The organism is Paenibacillus sp. FSL R7-0198, from assembly GCF_038000415.1.
In the GTDB taxonomy this organism is placed as follows: Bacteria; Bacillota; Bacilli; order Paenibacillales; family Paenibacillaceae; genus Paenibacillus.
Window position 1 is genome coordinate 4,220,269 of the sequence record NZ_JBBOCB010000001.1, and the last position, 15,983, is coordinate 4,236,251.

General features: G+C 48.2%; 17 protein-coding genes. 10 read left to right on the forward strand and 7 right to left on the reverse strand.

Annotation, left to right across the window (positions count from 1 at the left end; all coding sequences use genetic code 11):
* Window positions 1-13: 13 nt before the first annotated feature.
* Window positions 14-967 carry an L-lactate dehydrogenase gene (locus tag MKY87_RS18400; RefSeq protein ID WP_339786741.1) on the reverse strand — a complete coding sequence of 318 codons (954 nt, stop codon included), beginning with the start codon at window positions 965-967 and terminating at the stop codon, window positions 14-16.
* Between the two features lie 543 nt (window positions 968-1,510).
* On the opposite strand from MKY87_RS18400, the gene MKY87_RS18405 reads away from it, so the two are divergent.
* Both MKY87_RS18405 and MKY87_RS18410 read left to right on the forward strand, forming a co-directional pair.
* Window positions 1,511-2,197, forward strand: a complete 687-nt coding sequence (locus MKY87_RS18405) for a hypothetical protein (protein WP_338590414.1) — start codon at window positions 1,511-1,513, stop codon at window positions 2,195-2,197.
* 123 nt (window positions 2,198-2,320) lie between these two features.
* A complete protein-coding gene (locus MKY87_RS18410) occupies window positions 2,321-3,154 on the forward strand; it encodes a serine/threonine protein kinase (protein WP_340965653.1) in 834 nt (277 codons plus the stop codon).
* Between the two features lie 219 nt (window positions 3,155-3,373).
* On the opposite strand, the gene MKY87_RS18415 is transcribed toward MKY87_RS18410, so the two are convergent.
* Window positions 3,374-3,583 (reverse strand): hypothetical protein, encoded by a 210-nt coding sequence (locus MKY87_RS18415; protein WP_017690946.1) that lies wholly within the window; start codon window positions 3,581-3,583, stop codon window positions 3,374-3,376.
* A 207-nt stretch (window positions 3,584-3,790) separates the two neighbouring features.
* Here MKY87_RS18415 and map point away from each other — a divergent pair, with 207 nt between their 5' ends.
* Both map and MKY87_RS18425 read left to right on the forward strand, forming a co-directional pair.
* The gene (gene map / locus MKY87_RS18420; RefSeq protein ID WP_211084250.1) at window positions 3,791-4,537 is read left to right on the forward strand and encodes a type I methionyl aminopeptidase; all 747 of its coding nucleotides are present in this window, start codon (window positions 3,791-3,793) and stop codon (window positions 4,535-4,537) included.
* 174 nt (window positions 4,538-4,711) lie between these two features.
* Window positions 4,712-5,725 (forward strand): NADP-dependent oxidoreductase, encoded by a 1,014-nt coding sequence (locus MKY87_RS18425; protein WP_076215938.1) that lies wholly within the window; start codon window positions 4,712-4,714, stop codon window positions 5,723-5,725.
* Between the two features lie 120 nt (window positions 5,726-5,845).
* Here MKY87_RS18425 and MKY87_RS18430 read toward each other — a convergent pair whose 3' ends face one another.
* Entirely contained in the window at window positions 5,846-6,331 is a 486-nt protein-coding gene (locus tag MKY87_RS18430; protein ID WP_179088578.1) for a CcdC family protein, read from the reverse strand.
* Window positions 6,332-6,548: 217 nt separating this feature from the next.
* On the opposite strand from MKY87_RS18430, the gene MKY87_RS18435 reads away from it, so the two are divergent.
* From MKY87_RS18435 to MKY87_RS18445, 3 genes are read left to right on the forward strand one after another with little or no spacing between them, the layout of a single operon-like run.
* A complete protein-coding gene (locus MKY87_RS18435; RefSeq protein ID WP_340965654.1) occupies window positions 6,549-7,703 on the forward strand; it encodes a HEAT repeat domain-containing protein in 1,155 nt (384 codons plus the stop codon).
* The gene (locus tag MKY87_RS18440; protein WP_340910783.1) at window positions 7,684-9,126 is read left to right on the forward strand and encodes a glycosyltransferase family 2 protein; all 1,443 of its coding nucleotides are present in this window, start codon (window positions 7,684-7,686) and stop codon (window positions 9,124-9,126) included. Before MKY87_RS18435 ends, MKY87_RS18440 begins: the two co-directional genes overlap by 20 nt.
* 54 nt (window positions 9,127-9,180) lie before the next feature.
* A complete protein-coding gene (locus MKY87_RS18445; protein ID WP_340910780.1) occupies window positions 9,181-10,311 on the forward strand; it encodes a hypothetical protein in 1,131 nt (376 codons plus the stop codon).
* A gap of 491 nt (window positions 10,312-10,802) precedes the next feature.
* Here MKY87_RS18445 and MKY87_RS18450 read toward each other — a convergent pair whose 3' ends face one another.
* Window positions 10,803-11,375: a TetR/AcrR family transcriptional regulator gene (locus MKY87_RS18450; RefSeq protein ID WP_339786724.1), complete on the reverse strand. Its 573-nt coding sequence runs from the start codon at window positions 11,373-11,375 to the stop codon at window positions 10,803-10,805.
* Complete coding sequence (locus tag MKY87_RS18455) at window positions 11,372-12,103, reverse strand: MBL fold metallo-hydrolase (protein ID WP_340965656.1); 732 nt, start codon at window positions 12,101-12,103, stop codon at window positions 11,372-11,374. The genes MKY87_RS18450 and MKY87_RS18455 overlap by 4 nt, the downstream gene beginning before the upstream one ends.
* A 431-nt stretch (window positions 12,104-12,534) precedes the next feature.
* Between MKY87_RS18455 and MKY87_RS18460 the strand changes: the two genes are divergently transcribed.
* From MKY87_RS18460 to MKY87_RS18470, 3 genes are all read left to right on the forward strand, one after another.
* Window positions 12,535-12,999: an RrF2 family transcriptional regulator gene (locus MKY87_RS18460; protein ID WP_091038227.1), complete on the forward strand. Its 465-nt coding sequence runs from the start codon at window positions 12,535-12,537 to the stop codon at window positions 12,997-12,999.
* Between the two features lie 65 nt (window positions 13,000-13,064).
* Entirely contained in the window at window positions 13,065-13,223 is a 159-nt protein-coding gene (locus tag MKY87_RS18465; RefSeq protein WP_340965657.1) for a hypothetical protein, read from the forward strand.
* Window positions 13,224-13,262: 39 nt separating this feature from the next.
* Complete coding sequence (locus MKY87_RS18470; RefSeq protein WP_076215923.1) at window positions 13,263-13,889, forward strand: nitroreductase family protein; 627 nt, start codon at window positions 13,263-13,265, stop codon at window positions 13,887-13,889.
* 194 nt (window positions 13,890-14,083) lie between these two features.
* Here the strand turns inward: MKY87_RS18470 and MKY87_RS18475 are convergent, their stop codons facing one another.
* Both MKY87_RS18475 and MKY87_RS18480 read right to left on the reverse strand, forming a co-directional pair.
* Window positions 14,084-14,767 carry an S-layer homology domain-containing protein gene (locus MKY87_RS18475; RefSeq protein ID WP_340965658.1) on the reverse strand — a complete coding sequence of 228 codons (684 nt, stop codon included), beginning with the start codon at window positions 14,765-14,767 and terminating at the stop codon, window positions 14,084-14,086.
* Between the two features lie 146 nt (window positions 14,768-14,913).
* Complete coding sequence (locus MKY87_RS18480; protein WP_340965659.1) at window positions 14,914-15,774, reverse strand: AraC family transcriptional regulator; 861 nt, start codon at window positions 15,772-15,774, stop codon at window positions 14,914-14,916.
* Between the last annotated feature and the right edge of the window lie 209 nt (window positions 15,775-15,983).

Genomic DNA, 15,983 nt, shown 5'->3' on the forward strand with positions numbered 1-15,983 from the left:
GTATACGAATGAGTTATGCCAATGTCAGGCGATTAATGTTACCAGATAATATTTCACAGGAGCTGTTGAATTTCTCACGTTCCGCTGCATCCAGATGCAATTCGATAATCTCTTGAATACCATTGCCACCGATGATTGCAGGAACACCGACGCAGACGTTGTGTTGCTCGTACTCTCCGTCCAGAATAGCCGATACGGCGATGATCTTGTGTTCGTCATTGAGGATGGAACGAGTGATGTGCGCGAGGGCATTACCGATTCCGAATTGGGTAGAACCTTTACGGGTAAAAATCTCCCAGCCAGCATCCTTTGTTTTGCGTGCAATATCGTCCAGATCCAGATGTTTGAAACGCTCCTTGTGCTGATCCATGATGTGCATAATCGGTTTGCCACCGATGGTCACATGAGACCAGGCTACGAACTGGGATTCTCCATGCTCCCCGAGGGCATAACCGTGCACACTGCGTGGATCGATGGAGAAGACTTCAGACAGCAGCGTTTTAAGCCTTGAAGAGTCAATGGACGTTCCTGTGCCGATGACATGCTCACGCGGCAGACCAGATAATTTCCATACCATATAAGTTACTATGTCAACCGGATTGGCAGCGACGACAAAAATCCCGTTAAATCCACTTTTCATGATCGGGACCACGATGTCTTTGGCAATCGATTCCGCTTCCTCCAGAATATCCAGCCGTGTCTGTCCTGGCTTGGGATTCGCTCCGGCAGTTAAGACAATAACATCCATATTGCCACAATCCGCGTACGTGCCTGCATATACCTTGGTGCGGTTATGTGTGAAGTCCATACAATGGGAAAAATCCAATGCCTGTGCTACAGCACGGTCATACGTCCGGTCCACCATCATAATTTCCCTGCATATCGATTGATTAATCATGGAATACGCACAACTCGAACCGACAAGACCCGCCCCGATCACCGCTACTTTGCCTGATTTGCCTAACACTGCCGTTCAGCCCCCATTTAGATTGATATTTATTCGTCACTTACGCGTCCTATGTTAAGTATAGTCCTTTATTTTATGCTGGAATGCACTTCTACGTTACATAAGATAACACATGGAAAAGCTGTGCAGCAATGATATCCGCTATCGCGGGAGCGTGTTGGAGTAACGGAGTTAACAAAATTGACATGAATTATTCATAATCATAAGATTTGACGGCGTTTGCACCTATGTCTTCGACATGACAGCATTCATGCTCGTTGTCGGATTGGGGGTTATTTATGCAGATTATATACCTGACAAAACTTCTTAGGAATCCGCAGAAACAGAACAAAACCGCCAAAGGGATCTGCCGAGGAGCTGACGAATACATACGGACAAGCAAAAGATAAGCATACTTGATCCATGAGACAGGTTGCCCCGATCCGATGATGGTTCCAAAAAGGAACGCTGAAGCCATAATGTTTTTATCCAAGAATCAATTTCATAACTCACTAAAGTTATATGAAATTGATTCCCAAAAGACTTCATTCCGGGAGGGAATTAATGATGATTGAAGAAGCAGGAGCAACGACGGAAACGGCCAAGAGCCTGGGCATAGGTGCCAGTACTCTTCGTAAATATGCGGCGGCACTGGAAGAACAGGGATACCGGTTCGAACGGTCCGCCAACAAATCCAGACTATTCAAATCCGACGACATCGAGTGCATTGAACGCCTGATGACCGAACTCAGAGAGCATAATCTACCCCTGGCTGATGCTGTGGTGACTGTATTGGCTCCAGAAGTACCTGTAGCTGTAGTTGAAGTAGATGTTCCGGTGGTGGGAATTGAAGGTCTGTCAGAGTCGGAATGTGCAGCGACAGTCATGCCATCCGTATTCCCTGAAGAACCTGAAATAATGGGTAATCTAAGATCCTATGAAGGTCTGGGGCAACTTGTAAGTGAGGTGACTTATGGTGCTGTAGAACAACAGCAGGATGATCGGGTACAGCTGCTGCAACAGCGGGTCGATGAACTGGAGCTGACCCTTCAGCATCTGGCGGAGACACATATGGCTCTCCAGGAACAGATGGAGAAACAGCGCGTGTGGATGAATGAGAAGCTGGAGGAAGAGCGGGATCGTGAACTCGTGACCAACTTGCGCAGCTTCCAGGGAAGAAAACGCAAACCAAAAGGAGTATCCTTGCGTATGTTGTTCGGGTTCCTGCCCAAGAAGCATAAGGAAGCTTGAGTGAGAGGCTCTTGCTCATCGTGATTTTGCATTATGGGCCTGATATAATAAGCTCCATACAACATGAAGACTGGCAACGGACTGCTCGGTATAGATAAAGACTGAGTGGATCAGGAAGCTGGCGTGGGAGGATCTGTGGAGCTGCGACGAAGTTGGCAAAGATTGCTTGGACTATGGACGGATCGTCCTCGGCGGGAAGGCATGACCATTGCTGAGCGTTATACAATACAGGAACTGCTGGGTATGGGGAGCTATGGGCTGACATACCTGTGTACAGATGACCAGAATGGCAGGGAAGTGGCGTTGAAGGAGTCCAAGCCTAGCAAGGGCAGACTCTCTGCGAAGCTGTTGGAGCGGGAGGCGGACGTGATGAGACGTCTGCATCATCCGGCGATCCCTGATCTATTGGATGTGTTCACATCCGGGAGACGAAGTTATATCGTTACCGAATATATTCGTGGACAGACGCTGGAAGATTGCATATTTGAGCAAGGTCTTCGATATACGGAGCGGGAATGTCTGGAATTGGCAGGTCAACTGCTGGCTCCGGTGGCTCATGTGCATGAGCAGGGATACATTCATGGAGATGTGCGGATTCCCAATGTTATTTTACGTGAAGGGACTGTACATCTGATTGACTTTGGCCTGGCGAGACGCTTGGGGGAGCCGTTGTTGCCGGAGCTGAAGCGACGTATGCGTGAAGTGCCTGAGCCTGAAGATGAACCGGCTACACCGGATCATGATCTGCAGGATATCGGCCACTTTCTTCTCTTTATGCTGTATTCGGCTTATGAGCCAGAGAAGGGCAGTGAACCCACCAGCTGGCAGGAGGAACTCAAGCTTACGCCGGAATTACACCAGATGTTGGAACGACTTCTTGGACTCCGTCCAGGTTATGAGGGTGGGGCGAGGGAGTTACAGGCAGATATGGAAAATGTGTTGCTGAAATTACCATGAAATAAGCTCTGTAGGCGGGCCTATATTTGTTATCCGTGACCTCTTCGTATGATATCTGTAGGGGTCTTTTTCCTTTTTGCTATATAGAAACAATAAAGGGGTGTTCTGCTGGCCGTAAGTACGGCTAGCGAACACCCCTTTATTACATATTCATTTATTGTAGCGTCTAATAAACTGCTGGCACGATCATTGCTCTTTAAAAGCAGTCGTGAGAGCAGCTTAGCTGGAGCTGTATTTTCTGCTTTTGTAATACCCGGAGCCACTGCGGCTGTCCCGGTATTTCACATCCGAAGAAGAATAGCGCTTGTAGGAACGCTTGCCTGAGGAACTGCTGTGACGTTTATATGAGCGCCTGTCCGAGGAGCTGTAACGTTTGCGGTGAGATGAAGATTTGGAATCAATAAGTTTGCCGATAATCTTTTTGAACATGAGCTTTCACCCTTTCGACTTCAACTGTTTTAAGCATATACGTGGCTAGATCAGAAGGGGTTTCGAGTTTTTCATGGAAAATTGTATTCATTGGACAGGAGCTTGGCGTATAATAGGATGTTGCTGATTGTACGGAATTTTTTATTTTGAGCGTTTAGCGTTACAATAGAGGACAGGATAAGATTTTAACGGACAGGAGTAGTTATCATGATTACATTGAAGACCAAAGAACAGATTGAATATATGAAAAAAGCCGGAGAAATTCTCGCCGCATGCCATAGAGAAATTGCAAAGATGATTCGTCCAGGCATTACGACACAGGAGATCGACCAGTTTGCAGAAGCTTTTATGAAGAAAAATGGCGCTACGCCGGAACAAAAGGGATATAACGGATACCAATATGCGACATGTGCGTCGGTTAATGATGTGATCTGTCACGGGTTTCCGGGAAAATATGCACTGAAAGACGGCGATATCGTCACAATCGACATGGTGGTTAATCTGAATGGCTGGCTGGCGGATTCGGCTTGGTCATATGCCGTAGGTGAAGTGACTCCGGAAGCACAACATCTGCTGGATGTAACCAAAAACTCTCTCTACAAAGGAATTGAACTTGCCGTGGTGGGCAACCGGATCGGGGATATCTCCAATGCGATTCAAGTGTATGCAGAAGGTGAAGGCCTATCGGTTGTGCGTGAGTTTATCGGACACGGCATTGGTGAGAAGATGCATGAGGAACCACAAGTCCCTCACTACGGTCCGCCTCATCGAGGTCCGCGTCTCAAGGAAGGCATGGTTATTACGATCGAACCGATGCTGAATATTGGTACGTTCCGAAGTAAGCTGGATTCAGATGGATGGACTGCTCGTACTTTGGATGGAAGTCTGTCTGCCCAGTATGAACATACGATTGCGATTACGGCGGATGGTCCAGTGATTTTGACAGCACAATAATAGCCAAAAGCAGCTACAATGTGACGATATTTGCATATTTCAAGGCGGCCCACGTTTGTGAACCGCCTGTTCCGGTTTAAACTATTAAGAAGTGATAACACAGAGCCAGTGGTAAGTGATCTCAGCTGACAAGGGTTAACCTTGCGTCCACTTGGCAACAAGGAGGTAATTTTGGTGTCTTTAAATAAACAGATCGTACTTGCTTCTCGTCCCGAAGGTGCCCCATCCAGAGAGAATTTCAACTTCATTGATGCACCTCTTCCTGAACCGGAAGCTGGGCAAGTCCTGGTACGTACATTATATTTGTCGGTCGATCCGTATATGCGGGGCCGCATGAAAGATACAAAATCCTATGCTGCACCGTACGCGTTAAATGAAGTGATTAAGGGTGGAGCCATTGGACAGGTTGTGGAATCTTCGGAACCGAATCTGCGCAAAGGTGACCTCGTATCCGGTATGTGGGGCTGGCAGCAATATGCCGCAGTGAATACGGCTGATCTTTCGCTAATTGATACCGAAGAAGCACCAATCACGGCTTACCTGGGTGCGCTGGGCCTGACGGGTCTGACGGCTTATTTTGGTATGGAGGACATCGGCAAACCGAAGGACGGCGAAACGGTTGTTGTATCGGGAGCAGCCGGAGCGGTAGGCATGATTGCTGGTCAGATTGGTAAAATTGTGGGAGCGCGCGTGGTTGGTATTGCAGGCTCTGATGAGAAATGCGCTTATTTGAAAGAAAAGCTGGGCTTCGACGTGGTGTTGAACTACAAGAAGGAGCAGGATATGTCAGCGGCCATTGAACGGGCTTGCCCGGATGGTGTAGATGTCTACTTTGACAATGTGGGCGGTGACATCTCGGATGCAGTCTTGCGCCACATCAATCGGAATGCACGTATTCCGTTATGCGGTCAGATCTCATCCTATAATCTGGAGAAACCGGATATCGGGATGCGGCCACAGACGTTGCTGTTAACAAATACAGCATTAATGAAAGGTTTCCTGCTGGGTGACTATACGAAATCCTTCAAAGAAGGCCGCGCCAAGTTGGCGAAATGGATCAAGGAAGGTCATATCCAGTATGAAGAAAACATTGTGGACGGGTTCGAACAGACGCCGGAAGCATTCATGGGCCTCTTCTCGGGAGATAATCTGGGCAAGCAGCTGGTTAAGGTTGCAGATCCTGAATAGATATTGAATGGTTTACATGTACTATTAGTTTGAAAACGAAAAGACACGTTCTGCACACCGAGGGTGCAGCAGAACGTGTCTTTTTTATCTGTAAATCTATGCGTGGTCTATGTAGGGTGACTAGTGTTCGGCGACCAGCACTTCTTTGTAGTGTTTGTACATATATACACGCCAGCGTACAATCATGCCAAAAGCCAGCAGGAAGAACAATCCGCCCGTTTGCGGAATACTTACATATCGCTGGATGACTTCATGCAGGATCAGGCGTACGGCCAGCAATCCAAGCAAGATAAAAGCAAAGCTGCGAGAACGTGTGGCAAAAATTTCTTCGCCTACTCGTTCAAACCGTGTACTGCGAATGAGGGGATAGGAGAAGAGGAACCAGCCCACCAGAAACGCAATGAATGCCCAGAGTAGAGGAACATGTGTTGCCGGTACAACAAACATGAGAAATCCTGTGCTCATGCCGAGCGGAGGAATAAGGATTTTGCGAATGGTCACCGGTCTGTGACTGGCTTTCATGCGGATGAAGATGGCAAGCAGTGCCATGACGAGCATGCCCACGGTTGCTCCGATTTGCAGGTAGTACGGACTGATTTGAGCCACGTAGAACTCCCTCTTTCTGGAATAATATGTTATCCGGAGATCCGGAACCCAGTACGAATTGCCGGAATTTTCAGTTCCTATTATATCACAAACGTAGAAAGCCGATAGAAAGCTTAGTGTATCATATACCCGATATGTATTCACAGGGTGTATTTGAAAATTTTGTATTATTGTGCCCGTTGTAAGGCCGTTTATTCGATTAAGGGGAAATCATGCAATGATTGGACAACAATGGATGTATTTCAAGCTTATAGGCTCACATCATAGAGGGTGGCTTGTGGGTAATACAGATTGGTTAGTACATGTGGTCAGCCTTGTATGTGCAAGTGTACTGGCTTTTTTGCTGATCATCTACGGTTACATCTTATGGATGAAATATAGCAGTAGGCGCAGGGAAAAGGTTAAGACGGTACTGATGCAAGAATTAATTTCTGAAGATTCGGTGCTACAGCGGTATCTGGGCCAAGGAGAAGTAAAAGTAGACTTATTGAATATGAGTGGAGATCAACAGAGTGTTTTGCAGCAGCTGTTATTGCAACGGCTTGCTCAAGGTCCGGTAGAGCACGAGACTCTGCGAATTCGTCTGTTATCCTGGCAAGTCTTTGGAAGTTCATACCGGTCGGTTTTGAAGACGGGAAAGTGGAGTGAACGGGTCAACACGTTGTTATATATTGAACAGTTTCATATGGTGGAGCTCCTGCCCAGGTTAGAGGATATGCTAAGGGTTACCTCCTGTACGCCGCTTGAACGCTTCATCATTTTGCGCATATATGCCAGAACCGGTTATTTCAGAATCGTGAAGGAATTGATGCGTGAGCAATATGTATGGTCCGATTCGCAGTATCTGCAGATTCTGCTGTTGCTTACCGATTCATCCTGGACACGTCTTAAGGATCATTTCAAGGAGGTACCTTATCAGGTCCAGTCTAATATCGTCCATGCCATTCGTATTCGGGATGACCAGACGGAGGGTGCTGTTGTCCTACTGGAGAAGCTCATTCTTGGAGAGGATGCGCTGCTGCGTACCCATGCTTATCAGGCATTGGCTCAAGTGGGCAGAGGTCGCGAAGAGTTGCTGAAGGGGCTATTGCTGGTATGGAACGAATCTGGCGAGGAAAGGCAACGCTCTGAAAGACTAACAGTGACCCAGCTTATGGGCACTGTTCATGCGGATGCTTTTATTCCTAGACTGAAGGTAATGATGGGTGATCCTTCTTTTCAGATCAGACAGGAAGCGGCGAACTCCCTTGCCCGGTACGAGCAGGGACTTGAAGAACTCCGGGATACGGCTGTAAACCATCCGGATAGATATGCAAGGCAGATAGCGGAAGAAACGCTGGAAAGGATGCAGTATGGACGAAAGATGGATTGAGATGCTGCGGAGTTTTGTTTTGGCATGTTACGAGGGTATATTTATCTATCTGGTGCTTGCGATTTTGACGTGCAGTGTTCTGGTAGTTGCTGCCGCTCGCACATTGATCCCGAGAAGGGATCTGGACCCGCTGCAATATCACGAGATGTTGGATGAAGAATTGGCTCCGGCGGTATCCCTGCTTGTCCCGATGCGTAATAGCGAGAATACGATCGTACAGCGAATTAATTGTCTGCTGGATATTCAGTATTCACGCTATGAAGTGATTATCATTAATGATGGATCAGAGGATGGAACAATGCCACAGTTAATAGAAACCTATGATCTGATGCCGATTCGGAGTAAAGTTCATTACTCGGGACTCGGTCAGGAGACGGCTCAGATTAAATGTGTCTACCAATCCAGGCTGCATCATCGTCTGATTGTGATCGACAAGGCGTATGGAGGACGAATGGACTCCTTGAATGCAGGTCTGAATATCTCGCAATATCCTTATATCGCCTCAGTTGGACCCCGGACATTTCTGGAACGGGATGCATTGGTGAAGATTATGAAACCCGTTATGGATGCTCTCCCAGGAGAAGAGGTCGTTGCTTGTAGTGGACGAGTAGATCTCATGGCCCCCAGAAATACGGATCAAACGGATTCAACCGACAACAGCACAAAACTTACGGGCAGTACATTGTATGTTATGCAGACCATTGAATACGTGCGTGCTTTTCTGATTAGCGGCGTGGGACTCGTTCGTTATAATATTAATGTGCTTTTATTTACAGCAGAAGTATTCGGTGTATTCAAAAAGAACCGGGTGATGGAAGTTGGGGGTTACAAGAGCGATGACCAGGTTGCTCACATGGAACTGGTAATGCGGTTACAGAAACATATGAAGCAGATCCGGGAACCTGGCCGTATTATATATATTCCCGATCCGATCTGCAGGGTAGAAGTACCTGGTACATGGCGTAAGCTGTGCAGACAGCGTATCGGTTGGCACATGCAGCTTGCAAGCAGTCTATGGACTCAGCGGAGCATGATCTTCAATCCGGCCTATGGCTGGATGGGGATGGTATCCATCCCGTATTTTATTTTGATCGAATTGCTGGGACCTGTGATGGAACTGGGAGCGATTTTGCTGTTCATCTCAGGCATAGGGCTACAATTGGTGGATATCAACCTATGCATCATTCTCGCTCTACTGCTGACGCTCTATGGTTCACTGTTGTCCGCAGGTATGGTAATGTTCGAGGTATGGTGTTCACGCAAAGCGTACACGTCAAGAGAGGTGACGCGTCTGTTATTGTATGCTTGTTCGGAGACGTTCTGGTTCAGACCACTGAATAACATATCCCGTATATATGGCATGTTGCAGGCTATGGGATTGCGGAAGGCAGAGGAAAAGGACAGCAGACATGGATTAGGGTAATCTAACGACCGATCCTGACAATACCTTGGAACAGAGCAAGGAGGAATACGCTTCATGAAAAAAAGTTACAGGCCAGCCACGATGTGGACGCTGGCTTGTTTTACAGTGGTATCAGTGGTGCTGGTTGTCCCCTGGATTATGTGGCAATCCCAGGCCCCGGTTCCACTGAACATCATGATTATTGACAAGAGCAGACCAGACTTATCCTATCAGGGGCACAAGGGGTTGGTTTGGCTTCTGAATCAACAGAAGATTGTACAGCACACAGGGGAATACTACTCGTATGAAGAGGATTATTACGGCTATGATCTTCAGGACGGGCTTCCACGGATGAAACAACTGCTGCCTGATGAGGTGACGGATACGGATCTGATCTATCTGACGGCGAATCGGAGTAGTCTGTCTGCACACAAGAATGAACGGAAGCAAGACGAAATTTATGAAGGATTAACAATATATGATGTGCAGAAGATCCGCGAGGCTGCGTATAAAGGGGTAACGGTTGTCGCTGAATACAGTGCATTGGCAAATACGGCTTCGAAAATGACCAGAGAGCAGCTGTATCCCATTTTGGGAGTGAACAGCAGTGGATGGCAGGGGAAATCGGTATCTAATCTGCAAAGTATGGAAGAAGTCCCCCGGTGGGTTCGGGCGAATTATGAGCAGCGGGAGAAGAAGAAATGGTCTTATCACGGAGCGGGTATGCTGCTGATCCATATGGATGGACAGGTCATGGTACTGGAGAAAGGTCCGGATGTGAAGACAGGCAATATACAGATTGCATTTACACCGGCAGGCAGCGATTGGAGCGGTATAACCCAGGATATACATTACAATGGCTGGTTCGATATCATTGTCCCGCAACAGCAGAATTCCATACTGGCCTGGTATAAGACGGATCTGACGGAGACAGGCGAGCAGAAGCTGGTGGATGCAGGAATTCCCGCGGAATTTGCTGCACTTGTCCGATATGACGACTATAATCGGTCGTATTACATGGCAGGGTCATTCGGAGAGATGAAGCATTATTCTTTTTGGCGCCGAATCCGGGGTTGGGAGGTCGTCCGGTCCAAGCTTACGCCAGATCAGAAAGATGTTCCGGACATGTTCTACTGGAAGGTGTATGTGCCCGTGATGAAGCATATTTTGAATGAAGTGCAGGATGGACGGCAACAATGGCCATAGGGTGGGTGTAAAGAAAAACGTTCGGATGGAGAGCAGGTAGTGAAAGGCCGTTCTTCTGGAGTGAGGACCGGGGATGTACATATTAGAGAAGCGCGTAGATGTGAGGGGCAGAAGTTTTGAGCGGAGCACGATATGTATCAGGCGGAAATTGAATTGCAATGTGTAATGCGATGCCGCTATGGCATCATGAACTGAAGTAACATATGTAGCAGACTCTAACGAACGTAGCGCGTCTTATTCGGCCTAATTTGCTACGTTGGTAGATCTAACGAATCACAGACACGTTAAATGATGGAATATGCTCATTTTGCCTGTCCCACTGCCAGTTTTCTATGAAATAGGGTGTGTGGGGTTCGTTAGATTTTTCTATCCGCTCTAATTGGTGTTATAGCGTGTCCTGGGTTCGTTAGATTTTGGCAAGAAGGTGGAACAGCAACGTAAAAAGGACTGCAGCGAATCTGCAGTCCTTTTTATGATACAACCCGTGCGTACTAGTTTTCGTGAAGATGCCGGAGTCCGTGCAGAAATGCGGATACGGTCAGACGCAGACTTTCGTCCGGATCAAAGTCCATGCCGAAGCCGCCTTGTGCCTCAATGGAGGCAAATCCATGGCAGAGGCTTCGCAAACCACGAACGGCGTGTAATGCTTCCGCTTCGGTTAGCGGGTAGGGCTGCAAGCTGTGCAGCAGCAACTCCAGCGTGGCTGTGCTGGCCGCGGCGAGCTGTGGCTCCTCGCGGTCCGGGGCATGGAATGAGGCTTCGTACAGCCCGGGGTGCTCGCGGACGAAGCCAATGTATGCCGCAGCGATGGCCTGGATGGCATCATCGCCAGTGCGGTCAGCAGTAGCCGCGGTTAATGCGCGGCTGAGCTGTTGTACGGACATCAGCGCCATTTCCTGGCGAAGCCCGGGAAGTCCGCTGATGTGGTTGTAGAGCGACGGCGAGCGCACATCCAGCCGCTGGGCGAGTGCGGCCAGTGTCAGCGCCTGAAAGCCGTCGCTGTCAGCAAGCTGGGCCGCGGCACTGAGCAGAGCGCCGCGATCCAGCCCTTGCCGGGGGCTCATAGTTGCCCTCCGGCAAGATCAAACCGCTGCTGTGCATCAGCGGTTGCCGCGCGCATGGCGGCCGCGGGCTGGCGCAGCATCCGTCCGTGGCCTACAGCCAGCACGGACGGTTCCAGCTCCGCCAGACGCTTCGCGCTGGCCAGAGCCGCTTCGCGGTTCCACGTCGCCAGCGCGGGGAACGGGAAGAGCGGGCGCACGCGGCCGGATACGGCAAGGCCGCCTTGCAGCTGGTACGCGTCGCCAGCGATGAGCACGCGGCTGCGCGTATCCATGAAGGACATATGTCCCGGCGTATGTCCTGGTGAGGCAATGGCGACCAGTGAACCAATCTGGTCACCGTCATCCAGCAAGTGGTTTGGCTGGGTGCGCACCGCTTTGGGCTTGGGCACGCCGCCGCGTACCGGGGTTTGTGGTTCACCGGGAAGAAGGGAAGTGTCACCCTCCAATAGCCGTGCATCCCGTCTGGAGATGAAGACCTCAGCTTGGGGTAGTGCCTCTTTGAGACGATCCAATGCACCAATATGGTCGCTATGAGCGTGAGTCAGAATGATCTTGGTAATGGGTTTTCCAAGGGACTGGGCAGTTGCCAAAATCCCCTTAAAACTGAACGGTATTCCGGCATCAATCAGGGTTAATCCATCTTCCTCTTCAACCAGATATACGTTCACAGGGAAGAGTCTTGGAAAAAACGTAACTTGAACGACATCAAACTCTCGGGTAATGCGCATCGATAAACCCTCCTTAAAACTAATGATATTAGTATAATAACTAATGGCATTAGTTTTAGCAATGCTTGTTGTTCATTTTATTCAAATAAAAAAAATTTGAAATAATGATTCACTTTACAAAAAAAGCGTTTTCAAATTGAAGATTACCGATTATAATAATCACGTAAGCCCTTTCATATGTCTATCTTATTGGAGCCCTTCGCATAGCGGAAGGCTCACTTTTTTTGTCTTTTTTAGATTAGAATGAAGACGGGATGTTAATCCCAGCTTAATTGTGTTGATGAGCTGTAAGTATTGGTATAACAGGAAAAATCACGTTTGATCTCCATCCTGGTTGAAAGTTGACAAACATAACTGTTATTCATATAATGACAGTTATACTTACCTTGGGTTGGAGTTCATCGGTGTTGTAAGCCGGGAAGGAGTAAGTTATGAATAGCGAATTTACCATAGCGGTGCATTGTCTTGTTTTTCTGTCGATGAGAGATGAGTGTATGGCCAATAGTGAAGATTTGTCCCAGAGTGTGGGTACACACCCGGCCAGAGTCCGTAAGGTACTTAGTGTTCTGCGCAAGCATGGTTACCTGACGACCAAGGAAGGTGCTCATGGTGGGTACTTGCTTAGCCGTCCAAGTGAAGAGATCAAGCTTGGAGAATTGTACAGACTGGTAGCTGGTGGCTCACTCGGTCCCAATTGGTGCTCAGGGGAGTCCGGTTCATCGTGCGTGGTATCTTCCAATATGCAGGATGTGATGGGGAACATATATAACGGAGGCGAAGAGGCGCTCAGCGCTTATTTTGACCGTATATCCATTCAGGATGTGAAAGAGCGCATAGGTCATGGGGAAGCGATAACCTTGTCGCTGAATGGATTGCCTGCAAAGGAGAAGTCCTGACGGAGTCCACAACGAATGGTCCTTCATGACATGGCCTTGGTTTAGTCAGGCATGGTGGACAAGTTATGGCATTGGCGTGTGCTCCGGTGAAAGATCCATTGATGTTCTCAGGCGATTCCGGGCATAACGTGAACACAGATGGGGGAGAGATCGTCTGCGCTGATGTTATTTTCGGAAGGCAAATCCTTGGTAGAGTAAACTTCGAGATCACCTTGCGGAAGTAAAAGAAGAATAAACAAATTAGATTCTGGGGAGTGGAACACATGTCAGGCATTGAAAAAAATGAAACACTTCGCGTCATTAGCGAACGCCATGCTGTCAAAAAGTACGAAAAAGGGTTTGAATTGCCTGAAGCTGATCTCAATGCGATTCTGACAGCAGCTGCGGAAGCACCATCTTCATGGAACCTGCAACACTGGAGATTCCTCGTGATTGAATCCGAAGCAGACAAAGCGAAATTGCTGCCAGTTGCTTACGGTCAAAGTCAGATCGTGGAAAGTTCGGTTACGATTGCTGTTCTCGGAGATTTGGAAGCAAACCGTAACACGGTAATCTACGATCAAGCTGTTGAAGCAGGCGCACTGACTGCTGAGGTTCGTGACGCATTGGTTGGACAGATCAACGGTGCTTACCAAAGCCCGCAAATCGCTCGTGATGAAGCGATCCGCAATGCATCCTTTGCTTCCCAAAATATTATGCTTGCTGCACGCTCCCTGGGTTACGATACATGTCCAATCGGTGGATATAATCCACAAAAACTGATCGAAACATTCAACATTCCTGCACGATTTGTGCCAACGTTGTTGATCACTGTAGGTAAAGCGGCACAGCCAGCTCGCCCGTCAGGACGTTTGCCGTTGTCTGAGGTTGTTGTTAAAGGTTCTTTCTAAGTTAGAGAGTTAAATCTGATGATTTTGCATCAGTGATATAAGTATAATACAAACAGCCGCACTTTCCTGTTGAGGGAAAGTGCGGCTGTTTGGCATATTGAGGGTGTATGGAAAAGTCCAAACTCACTTGAGTGGTGACTCCAATAGATCAGATTCCACACTAAAGTGAGTTCGTAGCTTCCAACATGAAATGATTACTTCTCAGGTGTTTCCGGGATTTGTGGTGCATGGAACGATTCCATGTACTCGATTGCGTTATACATCATCACTGCTGCTTCGGCACGGGTAATCGTTTGTTTGGGATTGAAGTTTCCGTCGGCATCCAGTTCATTGATTTTGAGAACAAGTGAACGCTGAATGGCACCTTGATACTCTGGCGTAAGTTCCCGTTCGTCGGTAATATCCACCGGTTTGATATTAATCATTGGCAGACCGCCTTTGGCCTCGATGCCTTGCATCAGGAACAGTGTGAATTGTTCACGAGTAAGCGGTTTGGATGGATCGATATCCTGTGACATCTGAATGCCATTATATTGCGCGCGGATAAATGCATCACTGTACCATACGCCATCTTTTACAGCAGAGAAGTAGTCACTTGGTACCGGCATTTTGATAAAACGAATCGTGTCCAGATTCAGATTCAGGCCGTCCGCAATCAGTTGAATGCCCTGAGCGGTATTTAACTCCAGTTCAGGTTTGAACAAGCTGTCACTCACGCCTTTGATGAATCCATCTTTATGGAGAGATTCGATTTTGTCAGCTCCTGCGATACCTTGAATATCCGTGAATTGGGCCTGCGCCGCGTTGATCGGTCCTGCACTTAGAGACAGCGTGAGCAGAGCTCCCGCAGTTAATGTAGCAAGTATATTTTTTTTCATGATAGGTTCGCCTCACTTTTCCAGGGATGATCCCTTTATATAAAAGTTATTTGCCCCTATAGACGACCCTTCTGTTCAAAAGGTTGCTGCAATTTTCCAACTGAAATTCATAATCATTCAGAAAGGGCTAAGTGAAGGCACTGCATCTATCCTTTGGATTTATTCCGATAATCCGTGGGTGAACGTCCCATCATTTTGCTGAACAGACGGGAGAAGTAGTACGGGTCTTTGAACCCAAGCTCGGAACTGATCTGCTTCACGGTCCAATCGGTAAAATCCAGATAGCGGCAGGAATGCTGAATCTTCAGCCGCAGAAAATAATCGATGGGCGAATGCCCAGTAGCTTGCTTGAACAACTGAGAGTAATGAGGAACAGACAGCCGCGCATGAGCCGCCAGTTCCTTGAGGGTGATTCCATTCTCCAGGTGCTCCAGCATATATTGAACGGATTGTTCAGCCGCACGTTTGCTGCTCACGATCCCGCCATCCGTTCCGGTTGTCTCCGGTCCATAAGCGAGCATGCCAAGCATATAACCGATAATCTGGGAGGCATATGTCATCGTCTGCATGGAGTAACCCGTCTCTAACGCGCCGTAACATTCATGGAACAGCTCAAGCCATTTTTGAGCCTTGGCCGGTGGCATGGTAGTAATATGATGGGCTAACAAGGGTTCTATGTAGGATAAAGCGTGTTCCCCGCGCAGATGAATCCAGAAGATGCTCCATGGTTCAGCTGTGTTGGCACCATACACATGAGGAACGTGTGCAGGCAATATGACGAGGTTTCCCGGGCGGACATCATATGTCTTGCTGCCATCCATCGTATACCAGCCTGTGCCTTGGGCACAGTACATCAGAATGTGTGACTCACAACCATCGGGACGGTCTCGGTAATGATGCTCCGCTTCGTGAAAGTAACCGATATCGGTAACGTATAGTCCGGACGTGACCGGATAAGCTGCGGTTTCTTGCAGCAGTGAGTCCGGAAGCACAATGAGTTTTTGCATACGAAATCCGTCAGATTTACGCTGTAGGGGTGGTCTGTTGTTAGGTCTCATACTTTGTATTATGGTGAGAGGGGATAGGGGAGTCAATGCCAGATATGAGAGCGCTCACCGGGGGTTGTTCTCAATATAGAAAGCCACGTTACAGGAAGTGAAGCAGTTGCCCGTGAATTGGGTAAGTACATACCAGTGGGAAGAATCAGACCAATGAA